We start from the raw sequence: 18,394 nt of genomic DNA on the forward strand, positions 1-18,394 counted from the left end.
AAAACCCGGGCTAAGGTGAAGCCTTGCCCGGGCTGTCAGAGCCGTTAACGCGTCGCGTTAACTGCCGCGGTCCACGCCTGATTAAAGGCCTGGTGCTGGGCGGCCAGCGGCCCAATCAGCGTATTGTACTGACTGGCCTGCTGCGAAGTCGGGAACTGAATACCGTTCGCCACGAAGCTGACCTGGGTTTCTTGCTGAGCGATAAAATCACCCACCTGCACCAGCTGTTGGGTAAATACCTGCGCTGCCGGAATTAACGGCTGTAGCGCATTCGCCGGCGCCGTCACGACTTTGTTATAGACCTGGTCGAAAACCGGCTTGAGATCGTCGCCCTGTTTCAGCGCGCCGTGGGCGGCATCCGCCTGTATTTTTGCGTTCTCCAGCTGCTGGCTCAGTACGCCCAAAGCGCCGTTTGCCTGACGCAGCGGCTCGCGCTGGGTAACATAATCCTGCGGTACGCGGATCGCGTTCACGCTATCAACCACCGGACGCAAACCCGCATCCATCGCCTGGCTTACCTGCTGTGAATAGCCGTAAATCACCGCGTAATCGGAAACGAAAGGTCCGAACTGTTTTTTCTGATCGGCGGTCAGCGTCGGCAGACGTTCGCCGCTACGCATTGCCGTATTTTGCAGGAAGTCGATAAACGCTTTGCGCTGATCGCCTTCTTTATCAAAACACCCACTCAGGCTAACCACCATTAACAGGGCCGCAATAGCCGCAAACCAGCGAGAGCAGGACTTTCCTGTCGCCATTTTTTTACTCCTTTCAGCCAAAAAAAGCGCAAACAGACACACACGTGCCAGACGCTGACAAGGATAGTCCAGGTCGGCCTTGCAGGATACCTTTTCCTGACAATCTTCCTCCCTGAAAGCCGGTTTTTTAGCGTTTTAGCGGCCAGTCGCGTCGGCTGTTAAGTTCATCACAATTACCGCTATCATCCAGTATTCGGCTGAAACGCTTAACAAATTGATTTTGTTATTATTAATCTATTCTCTCTTCTGCACGGGTCGCAAAGTGGACGATAATCGCACGCTTCCCTTTTCGCCTGCATTGCCTGAACCGCCGTTCGATGATTTTATTAAATGAGCGATTAACGGCTTTTTGTTCGATAATCGCACAAACAACATCAACGACCGCGAGGGAGATAACAATAATCTATCTCTGTCCCCCGCTCTGCCTGCCAGGAATGCCGCATGAAGAAAACAACCATCGATATTCAGGCTTTTATCAATGAACATCCCTTCACGAAATACCAGTGGATGATTCTGGCCTTATGTTTTATCACCGTCGCGATGGACGGATTCGATACCGCGATAATCGGCTTTATCGCCTCTGACCTGGTGCAGGAATGGGGCGTCGAAAAATCGGCGTTAGGCCCGGTTATGAGCGCCGCCTTAGTCGGGCTCGCGGTCGGCGCGCTGACCGCCGGACCGCTCGCCGACCGCGTTGGGCGGAAAAAAGTTCTGATTATGTCCATCGTGGTTTTCGGTGGCTTCAGCCTGCTGACCGCCTTTGCTACCAGCCTTAACCAGCTGACGCTGCTGCGTTTTCTTACCGGCCTTGGGCTGGGCGCCGCCATGCCGAACGCCGCGACGCTGATGAGCGAATACGCCCCCGAGCGGCGTAGGGCGCTGATGGTTAACCTGATGTTCGTCGGCTTTCCGATGGGCTCCTCGCTGGGCGGCTTCCTCTCCGCCTGGATGATCCCCCATTACGGCTGGCAAAGCGTGCTGGTGCTTGGCGGCGTGATGCCGCTGCTGCTGGCGGTAGTGCTGATCTTTCTTCTGCCGGAATCCGCGCGCTATATGGTGGTTAAACGCCAGCCTGCCCAGCGTATCGCCGCGATCCTGCGCCGCATCGCGCCTGTTCCCGAGCAGGCGGAATTTGAACTACGCGAAGCGGGCCAGGTAAAGGAGAAATCGTCCATCGGCGTGATTTTCTCACCGCGCTACGCCGTCGGCACCGTCATGCTGTGCCTGACCTACTTTATGGGCCTGCTGATCTTCTATTTGCTGACCAGCTGGCTGCCGCTGCTCATCCGCGAAACCGGCGCGACGATGAGCCAGGCCTCTATTATCACCGCGCTGTTCCCGCTGGGTGGCGGGATTGGCGTGCTTATCCTCGGCGCGCTGATGGATAAGTTCAACCCAAACAAAGTGGTGGCCGTGGGCTGGCTGCTGACCGGCATGTTCGTTTGTCTGGTTGGTTTCTCGACCCATAACCTGCTGCTGATGGGGATAATGGTATTTATCGCCGGCAGCATTATGAACGGCGCGCAATCATCAATGCCTGCGCTGGCCGCCGGTTTCTATCCCACCCAGGGACGCGCGACCGGCGTGGCCTGGATGTTAGGGATTGGTCGCTTTGGCGGCATTCTCGGCGCCTTTAGCGGCGCGTTCCTGATGCAGGCCCAGCTCTCTTTCGAAACGATTTTCTCCTTGCTGGCAATCCCGGCCTTCCTGTCGGCCACCGCGCTGCTGGTCAAATATAAGCTTGGCCAACGGCAACCTCCGGCGGCCCAGGGTGAAGTGGAGAAGCTCCAAAAGGCGTAATACACCGGCCAGCGGGCGCGCGCTGGCCTTTTCCGCTTTTCTTCTTATCTGTTTACAATAATTTGCTTATCGGCTCTCTCTATTACTTTTCAGCATGTTATATCGTCCGACGCGGCGCGAAAGAACCTCGGGTGATAAATAATTATCAGGGTAAGCATTCCTGGCCTTTTTTTCCGACTATTCTTAAGAGGCTCTACATAATTCACCCTCCGCCGTATGAAAGAGAGGAGTTCTCAATGGAATATAAAGATCCTGCATTTGAACTGCTGAGCAACCTTGAACAAATTATTTTTAAAGATCAGGCTCAGGCGGCCTCGCTGACGCGTAAGCCCGCCGCATGCATTGAATTTGACCAGCTACGCAAAGGTACCGGGCTGAAAATAGATGATTTTGCCAACGCCATGGGCGTCAGCGTAGCAATGGTACAAGAGTGGGAATCGAGACGCGTAAGGCCTTCTCCCACAGAGCTTAAGCTGATGCGCCTGATCCAGGCGAATCCGCAGCTTTCAAGACAGCTTATTGATTCATAATTTTAGCGTTTATGGGTTTCGGCTAGCGGTCCTGCCAAAGGACCGTTTTCATGCCAACGAAAAAAAAGTTTGCTATCACAACGTGAACATGCGTTAATGCTCGCAGGTTTGAAGTAAAGACCACAGAGCATTCGAATAGAGCAGTCCTTCAAAGGTTATCCGTTGATACCCCGGTAGTGAACTTTCCCTTTATCGCTTTAAATCTGTAGTCCAGACCGTAACGCCGCAAGGCTCATTTATTTTTTTAAAGGTAATTCACTATGTCCGGTAAAATGACTGGTATCGTAAAATGGTTCAACGCTGACAAAGGCTTTGGCTTCATCACTCCTGACGATGGTTCTAAAGACGTGTTCGTACACTTCTCTGCTATCCAGAACGAAGGCTACAAATCTCTGGACGAAGGTCAGAAAGTTTCCTTCACCATCGAAAGCGGCGCTAAAGGCCCGGCAGCTGGCAACGTAACCAGCCTGTAAGCTTAAAAAGCTCAAAATTATTAAGTCCCTGCCAAACGGCGGGGATTTTTTATTTGCGCCTTAAGTCACCGCCATCCATCGATGGCGGTTTTTTGCATTTATAGCCTCTCAACGCTCCAGCCCTCTTCCCGCCATGCCAGGCAATGGGTCAGCTTCAGCGCCCGTAAAAAGGCTTCATCATGCGACACCACCAGCATCGCGCCGGGAAACTGTGCCAGCGCTTTTTCAATCGCCAGAGTGGACGCCAGGTCAAGATGGTTAGTGGGCTCATCCAACAGCAGCAGCTGCGTAGCCTCCCGTCGCCAGAGCACGCAGGCCAGCGCCGCTTTTAATCTTTCGCCTCCGCTCAGAACCGATAGCGGTAGATGGACTTTGTCCGCCCCCAGCTGTAGCTGCGCCAGCTGGCTGCGCAGCACACCTTCTTCTAAGGGCGTATCACCGAGATTCAGGTGCGCCATGATGGACAATGACAGGTCCAGCTGGCTCAGATGCTGATCCAGATACGCCGCGTTGACCGATAAGCGGCAGCTTCCTGAGAGCGGCGGCTGCAGGCCCAGCAGCGTTTTAAGCAACGTTGTTTTACCGCAGCCGTTGGGGCCACGCAGCGCCACGCGCATCGGCCCATCTATACGCCAGTCCAGCGCTGCCATCGGTGAATGGGTCAGCCGCAGCGCGTCCAGCTCCAGCACCTGCTTTCCCGCAGCGACCTGGCTACCGGGCAGAGTAAACATCACCGGGTTGTCTTCCTCTACCCGCTCACGCGCCTGCTCTATCGCATCGTTGAGGATGCTGCTTTGTTCACGATGCTGGCGCTTAAGGGTGCCGGGACGCTCTTTTGCCGCCCCTTTCCAGGCAACACGCTCAAATGAAGCGATATTGAGCGTGTCGATAGTGCGCAACGTCTGCGCCGAGCGGCGCCGGCAGGCATCGTGCTCTTTTTGCATCCGCGCCCGGGTTCGTCGCCGTTCAGTAACCGCATGCTCCAGCGCGGCGCGAGCCGCCTGCTGCTCCAGCTCACGCTGCTGCTGATAATCCGCATAATTTCCGCCGTAGCTGCGCAAAGCCGCAGATGCCAGCTCGAGGATGCGCGGCATTTGGGTCAGTAGCTCCCGATCGTGGCTGGCGATCAACGCCCCTCCGCGCCATTGCTCAAGCTGCTGATATAGCCACGCGCGGCCTTGTCGGTCGAGATGGTTGGTGGGTTCGTCAAGCAGGAGGAAATCCGCGTCGGACAGGAACGCTCCGCACAGCTGCGCCTTCACTCTTTCCCCGCCGCTCAGCGAAGAGGCGAGCCGTCCGGGGGAAAATTCTCCTAAGCCAGCGGCCTGGAATCCTGCATTCAGGCGCTCCGGGAGATCCCAAAAGCCATCAAGTCGTTCAAGATCGTCGGCTCGCCCTTCGCCCCGTTCAAGACGAGCCAGAGCAGAAAAAACGAATTCGACACCAAGCCATTCCGCCAGCGTCGTATCAGGAAACATGACATGCTGCTGAGCAACGTAGCTCACCGAAGCCACACGTTCGATATGGCCGCTCGACGGCGAGTCCAGGCCCGCCAGCAAACGCAATAATCGGGTTTTACCGACGCCATTGCGCCCGACAAGCCCGCAGAGGGTGCCTTCCAGCGATAAATTCAGCGGACCAAAAAGCGTATCTCCCGTCGCTAACTGACAGGTGACCTGATGCAAAAGAAAAGAGGGGGACCGGGCACAATGAGCCATAAGCACTCCTGAATGAAATCAATACCTCCCCTGCTCGCAAATAGCGCGAAGCAAGGCGTGAAATTCATCAGTCGTGTTTGTTCATTTGGCGCGTGCTCTCCGGTGAGACGAGGGATTCGTCGGGCCATAGGATAGCCATACCCCGGTATACATTTCAAGCCTGTTTTTTCGACAGGCCGTGAATCCGGAAAAAAAGCCTCCTGGTTTCAGGAGGCGAAATAAATGATTTCATGAAAAAAACAGGGTGCTATAAGAATGCTTAACGCCGTAAGAATGGCGGAGATCGCTCTCCGCCACCGTCTCTTACGTTTTAATCCCACAGGCTAAGAACGCCACCAGCTCAATATTCCCCTGCCTGAGCTGTAATTCACACAGCGAATCACGCACCATCCAGGTAAATAATAAAATAGTGAAGCAAATCACTATTAAGCTAAACAACAGATACTTTTGCGGCATTCCTCGCCTCCCGTGTTGATTTTCAACAGGTAAGAGGCTACTCTTATGGTGTTCATGCATAGGGGAGCCTCACTTTGATTTATCATCAGGTGGGGCTTTTCTCTGTTTGTCTCCCGCTGAACGCCTGAGACAAACAGTCTCAAGCACCCGTCAGCATTCTACCGTAAATATCTGACCAGACTACGTTGGCATATTCCTAAAATAATTCCCGGCAATCAATGAAAATAACGAAAATATCAATCAGCGAATTATTAATGGTTCACTTACTTATATTTTTAGTATAAAAAAACCTGCCCGCAGGCAGGTTTTTTATTATTACCCATTCACTTACTGCAGCAGGGAAATATCCGCTACCTGCAGGAACAGATCGCGCAGCTTGGACAGCAGCGTCAGTCGGTTTACGCGCACATCCTGGTCTTCTGCGTTCACCATCACGTTCTCGAAGAACTCATCCACCGGCTCGCGCAGGGACGCCAGCTCAATCAGCGCATCCTGGTAACGCCCTTCGGCGAAGTACGGCTGCAGCTTATCGCGCAGCACGACTAAATTGCCTGCCAGCTTGATTTCAGCCGCTTCTTTCAGTACGGAGGCGTGAACGATATCGTTCAGCGTCACGTCTGATTTCGCCAGAATGTTGGATACACGCTTGTTCGCCGCCGCCAGGGCGGAGGACTCTTCGAGGGTACGGAAGTGGGAAACCGCCTTCATACGCGCATCGAAGTCTGCCGGACGGGTTGGACGACGCGCCAGTACCGCCTGAATCGTGTCGACGGTATAGCCTTCATCCTGATACCAGGCGCGGAAGCGTCCCAGCATGAAGTCGATAACATCGTCGACCACGTTGCCATTCGTCAGCTTGTCGCCGTACAGACGCACCGCTTCTTCAGTCAGCGTTTGCAGATCCAGATTCAGGTTCTTCTCAACGATGATACGCAGCACGCCCAGCGCGGCACGACGCAGCGCAAACGGGTCTTTATCGCCTTTCGGATGCTGACCGATACCGAAGATACCCGCCAGGGTGTCCATCTTATCGGCAATCGCCACGGCGCAGGCCACCGGGTTAGACGGCAGGTCATCGCCGGCAAAACGCGGCTGATACTGCTCGTTCAGGGCAACGGCAACGTCTTCCGCTTCGCCATCATGGCGCGCGTAGTGCATCCCCATCACGCCCTGCGTGTCGGTGAACTCGAAGACCATGTTGGTCATCAGATCGCACTTGGAGAGCAGGCCCGCGCGGGTAGCATGATTGACGTCCGCGCCAATCTGCTCAGCGATCCAGCCGGCCAGCGCCTGAATACGATCGGTCTTATCGCGCAGCGTACCCAGCTGCTGCTGGAACAGCACGGTTTGCAGACGCGGAAGGTTATCTTCCAGACGTTTTTTACGGTCGGTATTGAAGAAGAACTCAGCGTCCGCCAGACGCGGACGCACCACTTTTTCGTTACCGGAAATAATCTGGGTCGGATCTTTCGATTCGATGTTAGCGACGAAGATAAAATTCGGCAGCAGCTTGCCCGCGTTGTCGTAAACCGGGAAGTACTTCTGGTCCCCTTTCATGGTGTAAACCAGCGCTTCGGCAGGCACCGCAAGGAATTTTTCTTCGAACTTCGCGGTGAGGACCACCGGCCATTCAACCAGTGAAGTCACCTCTTCCAGCAGGCTTTCGCTCAGATCGGCGTTGCCGCCAATTTTACGCGCCGCTTCTTCCGCATCCGCTTTGATTGTGGCTTTACGCTGTTCGTAATCGGCGATGACTTTACCGCGCTCCAGCAGGATCTGCGGATACTGATCGGCATTATCGATAGTGAACTCCGCCTCACCCATAAAGCGGTGGCCGCGAATAACGCGATCGGACTGCACGCCCAGAATGGTGGCCGGGATTACTTTGTCGCCCAGCAGCAGGGTCACGGTATGAACCGGACGCACGAAGTGGACGTCGGACGCGCCCCAGCGCATCAGTTTCGGGATCGGCAGCTTCGCCAGCGAGGTCGCGATCATGTTCGGCAGCAGCGCTTCGGTGCTCTCGCCTTTCACGTGGGCACGATACAGCAGCCATTCGCCTTTATCGGTCGTCAGACGTTCAGCCTGATCGACGGTGATACCGCAGCCGCGCGCCCAGCCTTCGGCCGCTTTGCTCGGGTGGCCGCTGGCGTCAAACGCCTGGGCAATCGCCGGGCCGCGTTTTTCAACTTCACGGTCTGCCTGCGCAGCCGCCAGATTCGCCACCTTCAGCGCCAGACGGCGCGGTGCGGCAAACCATTCAACTTTACCGTGCGCGAGGCCAGCGTTATCCAGCTCTGCGGTCACGTTCGCAGCAAAGGATTCAGCCAGGCTGCGCAGTGCTTTTGGTGGCAGCTCTTCAGTGCCGATTTCCACCAGGAAAGTTTTCTCAGACATGGCCGCCTCTTATTTATTCTTGTTGCACATCGGGAAGCCCAGGGCTTCACGGGAAGCATAGTAAGCTTCAGCCACTGCTTTGGTCAGGGTGCGAATGCGCAGGATATAGCGCTGACGCTCGGTGACGGAGATGGCTTTACGCGCGTCCAGCAGGTTAAAGCTATGGGCGGCTTTCAGAATGCGCTCGTAGGCAGGCAGCGGCAGCGGGTTTTCCAGCGCCAGCAGCTGCTGGGCTTCTTTCTCATACTGCTCGAAGCAGGAGAACAGGAAGTCCACATCGGCATATTCGAAGTTATAGGTGGATTGCTCCACTTCGTTCTGATGGAACACGTCGCCGTAGGTCGTTTTACCCAGCGGGCCATCGCTCCAGACCAGATCGTAAACGCTGTCGACACCCTGGATATACATCGCCAGACGTTCCAGACCGTAGGTGATCTCGCCGGTGACCGGCTTACACTCCAGACCGCCAACCTGCTGGAAGTAGGTGAACTGCGTGACTTCCATACCGTTCAGCCACACTTCCCAACCCAGACCCCAGGCGCCCAGCGTCGGGTTTTCCCAGTTGTCTTCGACGAAGCGAATGTCGTGGATGGTCGGATCCATACCCAGCTCTTTCAGAGACCCAAGGTACAGCTCCTGGATATTATCCGGAGAGGGTTTTATCACCACCTGGAACTGATAGTAGTGCTGTAAACGGTTCGGGTTTTCACCGTAGCGACCATCGGTCGGACGGCGGGAAGGCTGCACGTAGGCGGTCGCCATCGGCTCGGGACCCAATGCGCGTAAGCAGGTCATCGGGTGAGAGGTGCCTGCGCCGACTTCCATGTCCAGTGGTTGAACAATGGTGCAGCCCTGGCGAGCCCAGTAATCCTGTAAGGTCAGGATCAGGCCCTGGAAGGTCCTGGTATCAAACTTTTGCATATGATTTCGTGCTGGATACGTGTGGATTTAAAGGAAGGAGCCAGTATACCCGCTGGCTGCGAGATATACAGTATGAAACGGGATTGTTTAGGGAAAATTGCGGAAATAAGCGCCACCGTGGGCGCGTTTAGCGCATGGAAAGATGCAAAAACTGTCCGTCCGGGTCAAAAGAACAGATAAAACGTTCATTCCGCGCAGTCTTGCCCGAAAGCTCGTAGCTCCCCTGAAACTGCTCGAAATGGCTGATGTCAACCTGGCGCACGCCTGTACTATAACGAACGGCGGCATTATCCTTGCAAAGCTGCGCCATATTGAGGGTAGCCTGCGGCGTTATCCGTGCTTTCTGCGCCTTCTGCACTGGCGGAGACGGCGTCGCGCTACAGCCCGCCAGCAGGCACAGCAGTAGTCCAGAAAACACATATTTCATCACCATTTTTTCTCGACCGCCTTGTTAGTAAATTGTTATCGTGCAGGTTACGTTAAATAATCGGCACATTGTGCGAATTGGGCCACACCTCGACAAGTCTATGCCGAAAAACTCGGATTATTCCACTGCGATACCAGCGGATAAGGGCGGTCAGACCCTTTCTGAGAAGGAGAAACAGAGGCACTGATGCAGGAAAAAATTCACTGGATTACTCATTTGCGCGGCATTGCCTGCATGATGGTGGTCATGATTCATAGTACCACCTGGTATATCACGCATCCGCACACCATCAGCCTGCTGGAGTGGGATCTCGCCAATATCCTCAACTCTGCATCTCGCGTCAGCGTCCCCCTGTTTTTCATGATTTCAGGCTATCTGTTTTTCGGCGAGCGCAGCGCCCAGCCCCGCCATTTTCTGCGTATCGCGCTGTGCATTCTCTTTTATAGCGCGCTGTCGCTGCTCTATATCACCTTGTTTACCCACATCAACGTTGAACTGTCGCTGAAAAATTTGCTGCAGAAACCGGTGTTCTACCATCTGTGGTTCTTCTTCGCTATCGTAGTCATTTACCTGCTTTCTCCGCTGGTGCAGGTTAAACAGGTGAGCGGCAGGATGCTGCTGGCGCTGATGCTGGTGCTGGGTATTCTGGCAAACCCCAATATGGTCCCGGTGAAAGCCGCAGGCGTTGAATGGCTGCCGCTCAATCTCTATATCAACGGCGATACGTTCTACTACGTGATGTACGGCGTATTAGGGCGGGCAATCGGCACGCTGGATACCGATAAAAAATGGCTGACTGCGCTCTGCGCTGGGCTATTCATCACGGGAGTATGGGTAATATCACGCGGCACGCTGCACGAACTGCGCTGGCGCGGCGATTTTGGTGATACCTGGTATTTATATTGCGGCCCCGCGGTTTTTGTCTGCGCGCTCGCCCTGCTGACGCTGGTAAAAAATACGCTCAATACGCGTCAGCTGCCGTTTATTGCGCTTATTGCGCGCCATTCGTTAGGCATTTACGGATTTCATGCGCTGATTATTCACGCGCTGCGCGCCAGCGGACTGGAGCTGACCCGCTGGCCAATGTTGGATATTGCCTGGATATTCAGCGCTGCGCTGCTGGGTAGCCTGGCGCTATCAATGTTGGTACAGCGAATTGACAGCCGCCGACTGGTGAGCTGAAAAACGGCGCCTGCGGTTCAACGCCGGCGCCGTCGTTTACTCAGCGGGCTCTTCCGTGACTGCGCCGACCTCTCTTCGCTGTCCGCTGACAGCTTATTCCACTGAGTTATTGCGAGCTTTATCCGTGACTTTAGCGGGATAAGGCGTTGCCGACGCGCCGTACATACAGACAAACCACGCCATCACGTAAATACTTTTTTCACGCCACGGAGCCGGGACAAACCAGGCGCCGACCAGCAGCAATCCCACCGACAGCAGCACCACCAGCCGGCACAGAGAGATAAAATCGCCGTCTCGCTGTGCTTCTTGCGCCGTTCGCTGATGCGTGAGCACAGCAAACATCCCCATGACCAGAACGCCCAGAAAATAGCCTTTACCGCTAAATAATGGGCAGGTTCGCCAGATTCCCACCAGATAAACCAGTGCGCCAATAGACATCAACAGCCTTGCAATAAGATTGTTTTTCATGGTGCCTCCCTGGCATAAGACAGGCCCCATTGTGGACTGGCAGAACGCGTTTATCCGTACTTTTCGTCCCTGAAACGATAAATTCAGAATATATAAATACACTCGATAACTACATGAATTTAAAATTATTCATGAGATGAATTCGCCCCATCGACAGGGGCGAAAGAATCAGGACATCAGCGGTAAAAGCTGCTGATAAATCTGGCGGAAGGTTTCCCGGCGAGGGGCGTAACGAGCAAAGCGCTCGGCATCAGGACGATGAGCCTGTTCCAGCGGGAGCTGAGGAAGTAGATCGGAAAACGCGATATTTTGATGCAACGCCAGCTGGGCCAGCCGCGCCGCGCCAAGCGCCGGGCCGACGTCACCGCCGGTGCGGAAATCCAGCTGCTGGCCGCTAATATCCGCCAGCATTTGCCGCCAGTAGGCGCTGCGCGCGCCGCCGCCGATAAGCGTGACGCTCTCGGGCTTCACGCCGCAGGCGTGAACCACATCCATACCGTCCGCCAGCGCATAACCGACGCCCTCCAGCACCGCCCGCGCCAGTTCCGCCGGACCATGTTGATGAGTCAGGCCGAAAAAGACGCCTTTGGCCTGCGGATTATTGTGCGGCGTACGTTCACCGGAGAGATAGGGCAGGAACCAGACCGGATCGGCATCGTCGTTCGCCGCTTCCGCCGCCGCAATCAGCGCCGGAACCGTGCCGAGGCCGGTTAATGTCGCCGCCCAATCGAGGCAGGAAGCCGCGCTCAGCATGACCGACATCAGATGCCAGCGCCCGGGTAGCGCGTGGCAGAAACTGTGTACGGCGCTTTCCGGCTTGCTAAGAAAGCCGTCGCTGACGGCAAAGTAGACGCCGGAGGTCCCCAGCGACAGCATCGCCTGGCCCGCATCCGCCATGCCAACACCCACCGCCCCCGCCGCGTTGTCGCCGCCGCCGGCCACCACCAGCGCTTCCGGCATATTCCACGACTGCGCGACGGCCGGGCGCAGCGAACCCGTCACTTCACATCCTTCGAACAGCGCCGGCATGTTATCGCGGCTCAGACCGCAGGCGGCGAGCATCTCATCGCTCCAGTCGCGGCGCGCCACGTCCATCCACATCGTTCCGGCGGCATCGGACATATCGCTGGCAAACTCACCGGTCATGCGCAAACGTAAATAATCTTTTGGCAGCAGGACTTTATCGACCTGTTTGAAGATCTCAGGCTCGTGACGTTGTACCCACAGCAGCTTCGGCGCGGTAAATCCCGGCATCATCAGGTTGCCGGTTATCTGCCGCGAACGGCTGACGTTCTCTTCCAGCAGCGCGCACTCTTCACCGCAGCGGCCATCATTCCATAAAATCGCCGGGCGCAGGACGCGCTGTTGCTTATCCAGCAGCGTCGCGCCGTGCATCTGGCCCGCAATACCTAACGCTTTGACTTCGCGCAGCGAGTGCTGCGCGCCCAGCGCTTTCATCGCGCGGTCCGTCGCCAGCCACCAGTGCTCAGGATCTTGTTCAGACCATAAAGGGTGCGGACGCGACACGTTGAGCTTTTCGGTATGCGAAGCCACGACCTCGCCTTGCTCGTTGAGCAGAATAGCCTTGACGCCCGAGGTGCCCAGATCAATCCCGATATACATACAGCCTCTCCTTACTGACGCGCCACGGCTAAGCGTGGCGCGAATAAAGCATCGGTTATCGCCAATGCCCGGGCTCGCCGGGCATCATCGCCCTCATTAGCGATCAAAGAGGTAACGGTTAACCACGTTTTCCAGCAGTTCCTGATGGCCGCTCTGGTGCTCCGGCGCCAGGTTATGCTGAGTGGCATACTGGGCAATGTCCGCCAGGTTCATCTGGCCTTTCAGGATCTGCTGACCCAGCTCGCCGTTCCAGCCGGCATAGCGCCTGGCGACGCGTTTATCCAGCTCGCCGTCTTCAATCATACGAGCAGCGACTTTTAACGCCAGCGCCATGGTGTCCATCGCGCCAATGTGGCCGTAGAACAGGTCGTATTTGTCGGTGCTCTGACGACGCACTTTAGCATCAAAGTTCAGGCCGCCGGTGGTGAAGCCGCCCGCTTTCAGGATTTCGTACATCACCAGCGCATTCTCTTCAACGCTGTTCGGGAACTGGTCGGTATCCCAGCCCAGCTGCGGGTCGCCGCGGTTAGCATCAACGGAACCAAACAGACCCAGAGCAATGGCGGTCGCAATTTCGTGGTGGAAAGTGTGGCCGGCCAGCGTCGCGTGGTTCGCTTCGATGTTCAGTTTGATCTCTTTTTCCAGGCCGAACTGTTTCAGGAAGCCATAGACGGTAGACGCGTCGTAATCGTACTGATGCTTGGTTGGCTCCTGCGGTTTAGGTTCAATCAGCAGCGTGCCCTGGAAACCGATTTTATGTTTATGCTCCACGACCAGCTGCATAAAGCGGCCAATCTGCTCGCGCTCCTGGCGCAGGTCGGTATTGAGCAGAGTTTCATAGCCTTCGCGGCCGCCCCACAGGACGTAGTTTTCCCCGCCCAGTTTGTGGGTCGCATCCATCGCGGTCACCACCTGAGTGGCCGCCCAGCTGAACACTTCCGGATCCGGGTTGGTTGCCGCACCGGCACCGTAACGCGGGTTCGTAAAGCAGTTTGCCGTACCCCACAGCAGCTTGACGCCGCTCTGCTGCTGTTTTTCCGCCAGCACATCCACCATCTGCGCGAAGTTGTTGGCATACTCTTTCAACGACGCCCCTTCCGGAGAAACGTCAACGTCGTGGAAGCAGTAATACGGTACGTTTAGTTTTTGGAAAAACTCAAACGCGACATCGGCTTTGCGTTTCGCCATTTCCAGCGCTTCGCCCGGCTGCTGCCACGGGCGGTTAAAGGAGCCCACGCCGAACATATCAGCGCCGTTCCAGCAGAAGGTGTGCCAGTAGCAGGCCGCAAAGCGCAGGTGCTCTTCCATCCGTTTGCCCAGGACCAGCTCATCCGGATTGTAATGACGGAAAGCCAGTGGGTTAGCGGATTTCGGGCCTTCATAACGAACGCGATCGAGCTGATCAAAATAGGTCTGCATAATGAACTCCATATTCAGGGATGCGGCGAGTAATAAGTCATAAGCCAATATAGAATTCTCTTTTTAGTTTCCTCAATTACGTTATTTCACACTGTGATTGAGAGAATCCACAAACGTGCGCCAGGTCGCAAAAACAATAGAACAACGCCCTCACTTCGCTGCTTACGCCACGAGAGATCAATGAAATACGATGAGAACTAATTATTAAAGTACGATCGCGGTCATAAATTAACAAATAAACAAAATTTCATAACGGCAAAATAAGCATAGATAATTGCCAGCGCTCCTTTCCGCGTTAAAAATCTGCTACGTATCAGGCCATTTATTTTTATCGTTCGTCTTATCCTGCACTTTACAAAAAAGGTGTTATTATTATGAAGATAAAGAACCTTTGCCTAACGCTCTGTGCTTCACTCCTCCTCACCAGCCTGTCGGGCATTGCGAAAGAAGTCAAAATTGGCATGGCGATTGACGACCTGCGCCTTGAGCGCTGGCAAAAAGATCGCGATATTTTTGTCAATAAAGCTGAATCATTAGGTGCAAAAGTATTCGTCCAGTCAGCCAATGGCAACGAAGAAACGCAAATGTCGCAAATCGAAAATATGATTAATCGCGGCGTCGACGTTCTGGTTATTATTCCCTATAACGGTCAGGTGCTGAGTAATGTGATAAAAGAGGCTAAACAGGAGGGAATTAAAGTTCTCGCCTACGATCGTCTCATCAATAACGCCGATATTGATTTCTATATTTCTTTTAATAATGAGAAAGTTGGCGAAATGCAGGCGCAAAGCCTGGTCAATAAAGTGCCTCAGGGCAACTATTTCTTAATGGGCGGCTCGCCGGTAGACAATAACGCCAAGCTTTTCCGCGCCGGCCAAATGAAAGTTCTTAAGCCCTATATTGATGAAGGAAAAATTAAAGTCGTCGGCGATCAGTGGGTCGACGGATGGCTACCAGAAAATGCGTTGAAGATTATGGAAAACGCCCTGACCGCCAACAATAACAAAATTGATGCGGTCGTCGCCTCTAACGATGCCACCGCCGGCGGCGCCATTCAGGCGTTAAGCGCCCAGGGGCTCGCAGGCAAAGTGGCGATTTCCGGGCAGGATGCCGACCTCGCCGGCGTGAAGCGCATTATCGCTGGCACTCAGACGATGACCGTTTACAAACCGATCGCTGACCTTGCCACCACCGCAGCAGAGATCGCCGTCGAACTGGGCAACGATAAGCAGCCGAAGGCCGACGCCACGCTCAACAACGGCCTCAAAGATGTGCCTTCCCGGCTGCTGACGCCCATTGAGGTCAATAAAGACAACATTGACCAGACGGTAATCAAAGACGGTTTCCACAAAAAAAGCGAGCTGTAATCTCTGACGCCCTCTCCCGGGGGCGTTGCCCCATCCAGCCGGATATCGCTTATGTGGAGTCTCTATGTCCTGGTTACTCGAAATGAAAAACATTACTAAAACCTTCGGTACGGTGAAGGCGATTGATAATGTCAGTCTGCGGCTTAACGCCGGAGAAGTGGTCTCGCTGTGCGGCGAAAACGGCTCCGGTAAATCCACGCTCATGAAGGTCCTTTGCGGAATATATCCGCACGGTAGCTATGAGGGAGAGATTATTTTTTCCGGGGAAACGTTGCGGCCGGGCCATATACGCGATACCGAGCGCAAAGGGATTGCCATCATTCATCAGGAGCTGGCGCTGGTAAAACATCTGACCGTTCTGGAGAATATTTTTCTCGGCGCGGAGATCTCCCGCCACGGTCTGCTGGATTACGAAACCATGACCTTACGCTGCGAAAAGCTGCTGGCCCAGGTCAATTTAGCCATATCACCCGATACCCGCGTCGGCGATTTGGGCCTTGGCCAGCAGCAGCTGGTCGAAATAGCAAAAGCGCTGAATAAACAGGTACGGTTGTTAATTCTCGACGAACCCACCGCCTCGTTAACGGAGCAGGAGACGGCAATTCTGCTGAATATTATTCGCGATCTGCAAAATCACGGTATTGCCTGTATTTACATTTCCCACAAGCTCAATGAAGTCAAAGCCATCTCCGACACCATCTGCGTGATCCGCGATGGGCAGCATATCGGTACCCGTAACGCTGACGGCATGAACGAAGATGACATTATCACCATGATGGTCGGCCGCGAGCTTACCGCCCTCTATCCGAGCGAAGCCCACAGCTGCGGCGAGGAAATCCTGCGGGTGGAAAACCTGACGGCCTGGCACCCGGTGAATCGCCATATTAAGCGGGTCAATGACGTCTCCTTTTCGCTGCGGCGCGGTGAAATACTAGGGATCGCCGGGCTGGTCGGCGCGGGCCGTACCGAAGCGGTCCAGTGCCTGTTCGGCGTCTGGCCGGGCCGCTGGCAGGGAAAAATCTTTATTGATGGCCAGCAGGTGACGATTCACAGCTGCCAGCAGGCTATTGCGCAGGGCATCGCCATGGTACCGGAAGACAGAAAGAAAGACGGTATTGTGCCGGTCATGGCGGTGGGTAAAAACATCACCCTCGCCGCGTTAAACCAGTTTACCGGTCCGCTGAGCAGCCTTGACGATGCCGGAGAGCAGCACTGTATTCAGCAATCCATCCAGCGTTTGAAGATCAAAACCTCATCGCCGGAGCTGGCGATCGGTCGCCTGAGCGGCGGCAATCAGCAAAAGGCGATCCTCGCCCGCTGCCTGCTGCTGAACCCGCGCATTCTGATACTCGATGAGCCCACCCGCGGCATCGACATCGGCGCCAAGTACGAAATCTACAAGCTGATTAATCAGCTGGTGCAGCAGGGGATCGCCGTCATTGTCATTTCATCCGAACTACCCGAAGTGCTGGGGCTAAGCGACCGGGTGCTGGTGATGCATGAAGGTAAATTGAAGGCTAATCTGATCAACCGGGGTCTGACCCAGGAACAGGTGATGGAAGCCGCACTGAGGAGCGAACGCCATGTCGAAGAACACATCGTCTGAAATGAAACTCACCCCACCTGCCGCTGGCGCGCTATCGGGGCTGAAGGGGATGAACCTCCAGGTATTCGTGATGATCGCCGCTATCGTGGCCATTATGTTGTTTTTCACCTGGACCACCGAAGGCGCTTATCTGAGCGCGCGTAATATCTCCAACCTGCTGCGCCAGACCGCCATTACCGGCATTCTCGCGGTCGGCATGGTGTTTGTGATTATTTCCGCCGAGATCGATCTCTCCGTCGGCTCAATGATGGGGCTGCTCGGCGGCGCAGCGGCAATATTTGACGTCTGGCTGGGCTGGCCGCTACCGCTGACCATTGTGGTCACCCTGGCGCTTGGCCTGCTGCTGGGGGCCTGGAACGGTTGGTGGGTTGCCTATCGTAAAGTCCCCTCGTTTATCGTGACGCTCGCCGGCATGCTGGCATTTCGCGGTATTTTGATAGGCATTACCAACGGGACCACCGTCTCTCCCACCAGCCCGGCAATGTCGCAAATCGGCCAGAGCTATCTGCCTGATGGCGTTGGCTTTGGTATCGGCGTGGCGGGCATGGCGGCCTTTATCATCTGGCAGTGGCGCGGCCGTATGCGACGTCAGGCTCTCGGCCTCTCCACGCCCGCCTCCGCTTCAGCCGTTGGCCGCCAGACGATTACCGCCGTTATTGTACTGGGCGCCATCTGGCTGTTAAACGACTATCGCGGCGTCCCGACGCCGGTACTGATTCTCGCCGCGCTGCTGCTGGCGGGCATGTTTATGGCCACCCGTACCGCGTTTGGGCGCCGCATCTACGCCATCGGCGGCAACCTGGAGGCTGCGCGTCTATCCGGCATCAGCGTGGAACGCACCAAGCTGGCGGTGTTCGCCATTAATGGCCTGATGGTGGCGATTGCCGGGTTGATTCTCAGCTCGCGTCTTGGCGCCGGTTCCCCTTCCGCCGGCAACATCGCCGAACTGGACGCCATCGCCGCCTGCGTGATCGGCGGTACCAGCCTCGCCGGCGGCGTCGGCAGCGTCGCGGGCGCGGTCATGGGCGCTTTTATCATGTCCGCGCTGGACAACGGCATGAGCATGATGGACGTCGCCACCTTCTGGCAGTACATCGTTAAAGGGGTCATTTTATTGCTCGCGGTATGGATGGATTCCGCCACGAAACGCCGAAGCTGAGGGCTGTGAAAAAAAATGCCCGAATTATTTGCGCTACCGCCAAACTTAGGCACAAGTAGCTTGAAAAAATCCGGGCATTGGCCGGTATTGTAT

General features: G+C 55.4%; 16 protein-coding genes. 7 read left to right on the plus strand and 9 right to left on the minus strand.

Annotated elements, in window-relative coordinates:
- Nucleotides 1–44 precede the first annotated feature (44 nt).
- The gene (locus F8562_RS22010; protein ID WP_004126443.1) at nt 45–755 is read right to left on the minus strand and encodes a DUF3053 domain-containing protein; all 711 of its coding nucleotides are present in this window, start codon (nt 753–755) and stop codon (nt 45–47) included.
- A gap of 441 nt (nt 756–1,196) precedes the next feature.
- Here F8562_RS22010 and F8562_RS22015 point away from each other — a divergent pair, with 441 nt between their 5' ends.
- The 3 genes from F8562_RS22015 (at nt 1,197) to cspA (ending at nt 3,558) form a co-directional block, all read left to right on the plus strand.
- Entirely contained in the window at nt 1,197–2,555 is a 1,359-nt protein-coding gene (locus F8562_RS22015; RefSeq protein ID WP_014227197.1) for an MFS transporter, read from the plus strand.
- A 236-nt stretch (nt 2,556–2,791) separates the two neighbouring features.
- Nucleotides 2,792–3,085 (plus strand): HTH-type transcriptional regulator, encoded by a 294-nt coding sequence (locus tag F8562_RS22020; RefSeq protein ID WP_004106774.1) that lies wholly within the window; start codon nt 2,792–2,794, stop codon nt 3,083–3,085.
- A gap of 260 nt (nt 3,086–3,345) precedes the next feature.
- On the plus strand, nt 3,346–3,558 hold the full coding sequence (gene cspA, locus F8562_RS22025) for an RNA chaperone/antiterminator CspA (RefSeq protein WP_004126446.1): 213 nt from the start codon (nt 3,346–3,348) through the stop codon (nt 3,556–3,558).
- A gap of 98 nt (nt 3,559–3,656) precedes the next feature.
- Here the strand turns inward: cspA and F8562_RS22030 are convergent, their stop codons facing one another.
- The 5 genes from F8562_RS22030 to F8562_RS22050 all read right to left on the minus strand — a co-directional run bounded on the left by F8562_RS22030 (nt 3,657) and on the right by F8562_RS22050 (nt 9,483).
- Entirely contained in the window at nt 3,657–5,276 is a 1,620-nt protein-coding gene (locus F8562_RS22030; protein ID WP_014227198.1) for an ATP-binding cassette domain-containing protein, read from the minus strand.
- A 303-nt stretch (nt 5,277–5,579) separates the two neighbouring features.
- A complete protein-coding gene (gene hokA, locus F8562_RS22035; protein ID WP_004106778.1) occupies nt 5,580–5,732 on the minus strand; it encodes a type I toxin-antitoxin system toxin HokA in 153 nt (50 codons plus the stop codon).
- A 327-nt stretch (nt 5,733–6,059) separates the two neighbouring features.
- Complete coding sequence (glyS, locus tag F8562_RS22040; protein ID WP_014227199.1) at nt 6,060–8,129, minus strand: glycine--tRNA ligase subunit beta; 2,070 nt, start codon at nt 8,127–8,129, stop codon at nt 6,060–6,062.
- Nucleotides 8,130–8,138: 9 nt separating this feature from the next.
- The gene (gene glyQ, locus F8562_RS22045) at nt 8,139–9,050 is read right to left on the minus strand and encodes a glycine--tRNA ligase subunit alpha (RefSeq protein ID WP_004126458.1); all 912 of its coding nucleotides are present in this window, start codon (nt 9,048–9,050) and stop codon (nt 8,139–8,141) included.
- A gap of 127 nt (nt 9,051–9,177) precedes the next feature.
- Entirely contained in the window at nt 9,178–9,483 is a 306-nt protein-coding gene (locus F8562_RS22050) for a YsaB family lipoprotein (protein ID WP_014227200.1), read from the minus strand.
- A gap of 180 nt (nt 9,484–9,663) precedes the next feature.
- Between F8562_RS22050 and F8562_RS22055 the strand changes: the two genes are divergently transcribed.
- Nucleotides 9,664–10,659 carry an acyltransferase gene (locus tag F8562_RS22055; RefSeq protein ID WP_014227201.1) on the plus strand — a complete coding sequence of 332 codons (996 nt, stop codon included), beginning with the start codon at nt 9,664–9,666 and terminating at the stop codon, nt 10,657–10,659.
- 93 nt (nt 10,660–10,752) lie between these two features.
- On the opposite strand, the gene yiaB is transcribed toward F8562_RS22055, so the two are convergent.
- From yiaB to xylA, 3 genes are all read right to left on the minus strand, one after another.
- Nucleotides 10,753–11,127 carry an inner membrane protein YiaB gene (gene yiaB, locus F8562_RS22060; protein ID WP_014227202.1) on the minus strand — a complete coding sequence of 125 codons (375 nt, stop codon included), beginning with the start codon at nt 11,125–11,127 and terminating at the stop codon, nt 10,753–10,755.
- Nucleotides 11,128–11,295: 168 nt separating this feature from the next.
- Nucleotides 11,296–12,750, minus strand: coding sequence for a xylulokinase (gene xylB, locus F8562_RS22065; protein ID WP_014227203.1), 1,455 nt, complete (start codon nt 12,748–12,750; stop codon nt 11,296–11,298).
- A 96-nt stretch (nt 12,751–12,846) separates the two neighbouring features.
- Complete coding sequence (xylA, locus tag F8562_RS22070; protein ID WP_014227204.1) at nt 12,847–14,169, minus strand: xylose isomerase; 1,323 nt, start codon at nt 14,167–14,169, stop codon at nt 12,847–12,849.
- Nucleotides 14,170–14,543: 374 nt separating this feature from the next.
- On the opposite strand from xylA, the gene xylF reads away from it, so the two are divergent.
- From xylF to xylH, 3 genes are all read left to right on the plus strand, one after another.
- Entirely contained in the window at nt 14,544–15,536 is a 993-nt protein-coding gene (xylF, locus tag F8562_RS22075) for a D-xylose ABC transporter substrate-binding protein (RefSeq protein ID WP_014227205.1), read from the plus strand.
- A 64-nt stretch (nt 15,537–15,600) separates the two neighbouring features.
- Nucleotides 15,601–17,142 carry a xylose ABC transporter ATP-binding protein gene (locus F8562_RS22080; protein ID WP_014227206.1) on the plus strand — a complete coding sequence of 514 codons (1,542 nt, stop codon included), beginning with the start codon at nt 15,601–15,603 and terminating at the stop codon, nt 17,140–17,142.
- The gene (gene xylH / locus F8562_RS22085) at nt 17,120–18,301 is read left to right on the plus strand and encodes a xylose ABC transporter permease XylH (RefSeq protein ID WP_014227207.1); all 1,182 of its coding nucleotides are present in this window, start codon (nt 17,120–17,122) and stop codon (nt 18,299–18,301) included. The genes F8562_RS22080 and xylH overlap by 23 nt, the downstream gene beginning before the upstream one ends.
- The last annotated feature ends 93 nt before the right edge of the window (nt 18,302–18,394 follow it).

Origin of the sequence: Klebsiella sp. RCJ4 (assembly GCF_009025755.1) — a bacterium.
GTDB lineage: Bacteria > Pseudomonadota > Gammaproteobacteria > Enterobacterales > Enterobacteriaceae > Klebsiella > Klebsiella michiganensis.

What these genes read in the sequence shown, in the direction of transcription:
- xylH (WP_014227207.1), top strand. Translation starts at nt 17,120, where the DNA reads ATGTCGAAGAACACATCGTCTGAAATGAAACTCACCCCACCTGCCGCT.
- F8562_RS22080 (WP_014227206.1), top strand. Translation starts at nt 15,601, where the DNA reads ATGTCCTGGTTACTCGAAATGAAAAACATTACTAAAACCTTCGGTACG.
- F8562_RS22015 (WP_014227197.1), top strand. Translation starts at nt 1,197, where the DNA reads ATGAAGAAAACAACCATCGATATTCAGGCTTTTATCAATGAACATCCC.
- glyS (WP_014227199.1), bottom strand. Translation starts at nt 8,129, where the DNA reads ATGTCTGAGAAAACTTTCCTGGTGGAAATCGGCACTGAAGAGCTGCCA.
- cspA (WP_004126446.1), top strand. Translation starts at nt 3,346, where the DNA reads ATGTCCGGTAAAATGACTGGTATCGTAAAATGGTTCAACGCTGACAAA.
- F8562_RS22020 (WP_004106774.1), top strand. Translation starts at nt 2,792, where the DNA reads ATGGAATATAAAGATCCTGCATTTGAACTGCTGAGCAACCTTGAACAA.
- F8562_RS22010 (WP_004126443.1), bottom strand. Translation starts at nt 755, where the DNA reads ATGGCGACAGGAAAGTCCTGCTCTCGCTGGTTTGCGGCTATTGCGGCC.
- yiaB (WP_014227202.1), bottom strand. Translation starts at nt 11,127, where the DNA reads ATGAAAAACAATCTTATTGCAAGGCTGTTGATGTCTATTGGCGCACTG.
- xylB (WP_014227203.1), bottom strand. Translation starts at nt 12,750, where the DNA reads ATGTATATCGGGATTGATCTGGGCACCTCGGGCGTCAAGGCTATTCTG.
- F8562_RS22030 (WP_014227198.1), bottom strand. Translation starts at nt 5,276, where the DNA reads ATGGCTCATTGTGCCCGGTCCCCCTCTTTTCTTTTGCATCAGGTCACC.
- xylA (WP_014227204.1), bottom strand. Translation starts at nt 14,169, where the DNA reads ATGCAGACCTATTTTGATCAGCTCGATCGCGTTCGTTATGAAGGCCCG.
- xylF (WP_014227205.1), top strand. Translation starts at nt 14,544, where the DNA reads ATGAAGATAAAGAACCTTTGCCTAACGCTCTGTGCTTCACTCCTCCTC.
- F8562_RS22055 (WP_014227201.1), top strand. Translation starts at nt 9,664, where the DNA reads ATGCAGGAAAAAATTCACTGGATTACTCATTTGCGCGGCATTGCCTGC.
- glyQ (WP_004126458.1), bottom strand. Translation starts at nt 9,050, where the DNA reads ATGCAAAAGTTTGATACCAGGACCTTCCAGGGCCTGATCCTGACCTTA.
- F8562_RS22050 (WP_014227200.1), bottom strand. Translation starts at nt 9,483, where the DNA reads ATGGTGATGAAATATGTGTTTTCTGGACTACTGCTGTGCCTGCTGGCG.
- hokA (WP_004106778.1), bottom strand. Translation starts at nt 5,732, where the DNA reads ATGCCGCAAAAGTATCTGTTGTTTAGCTTAATAGTGATTTGCTTCACT.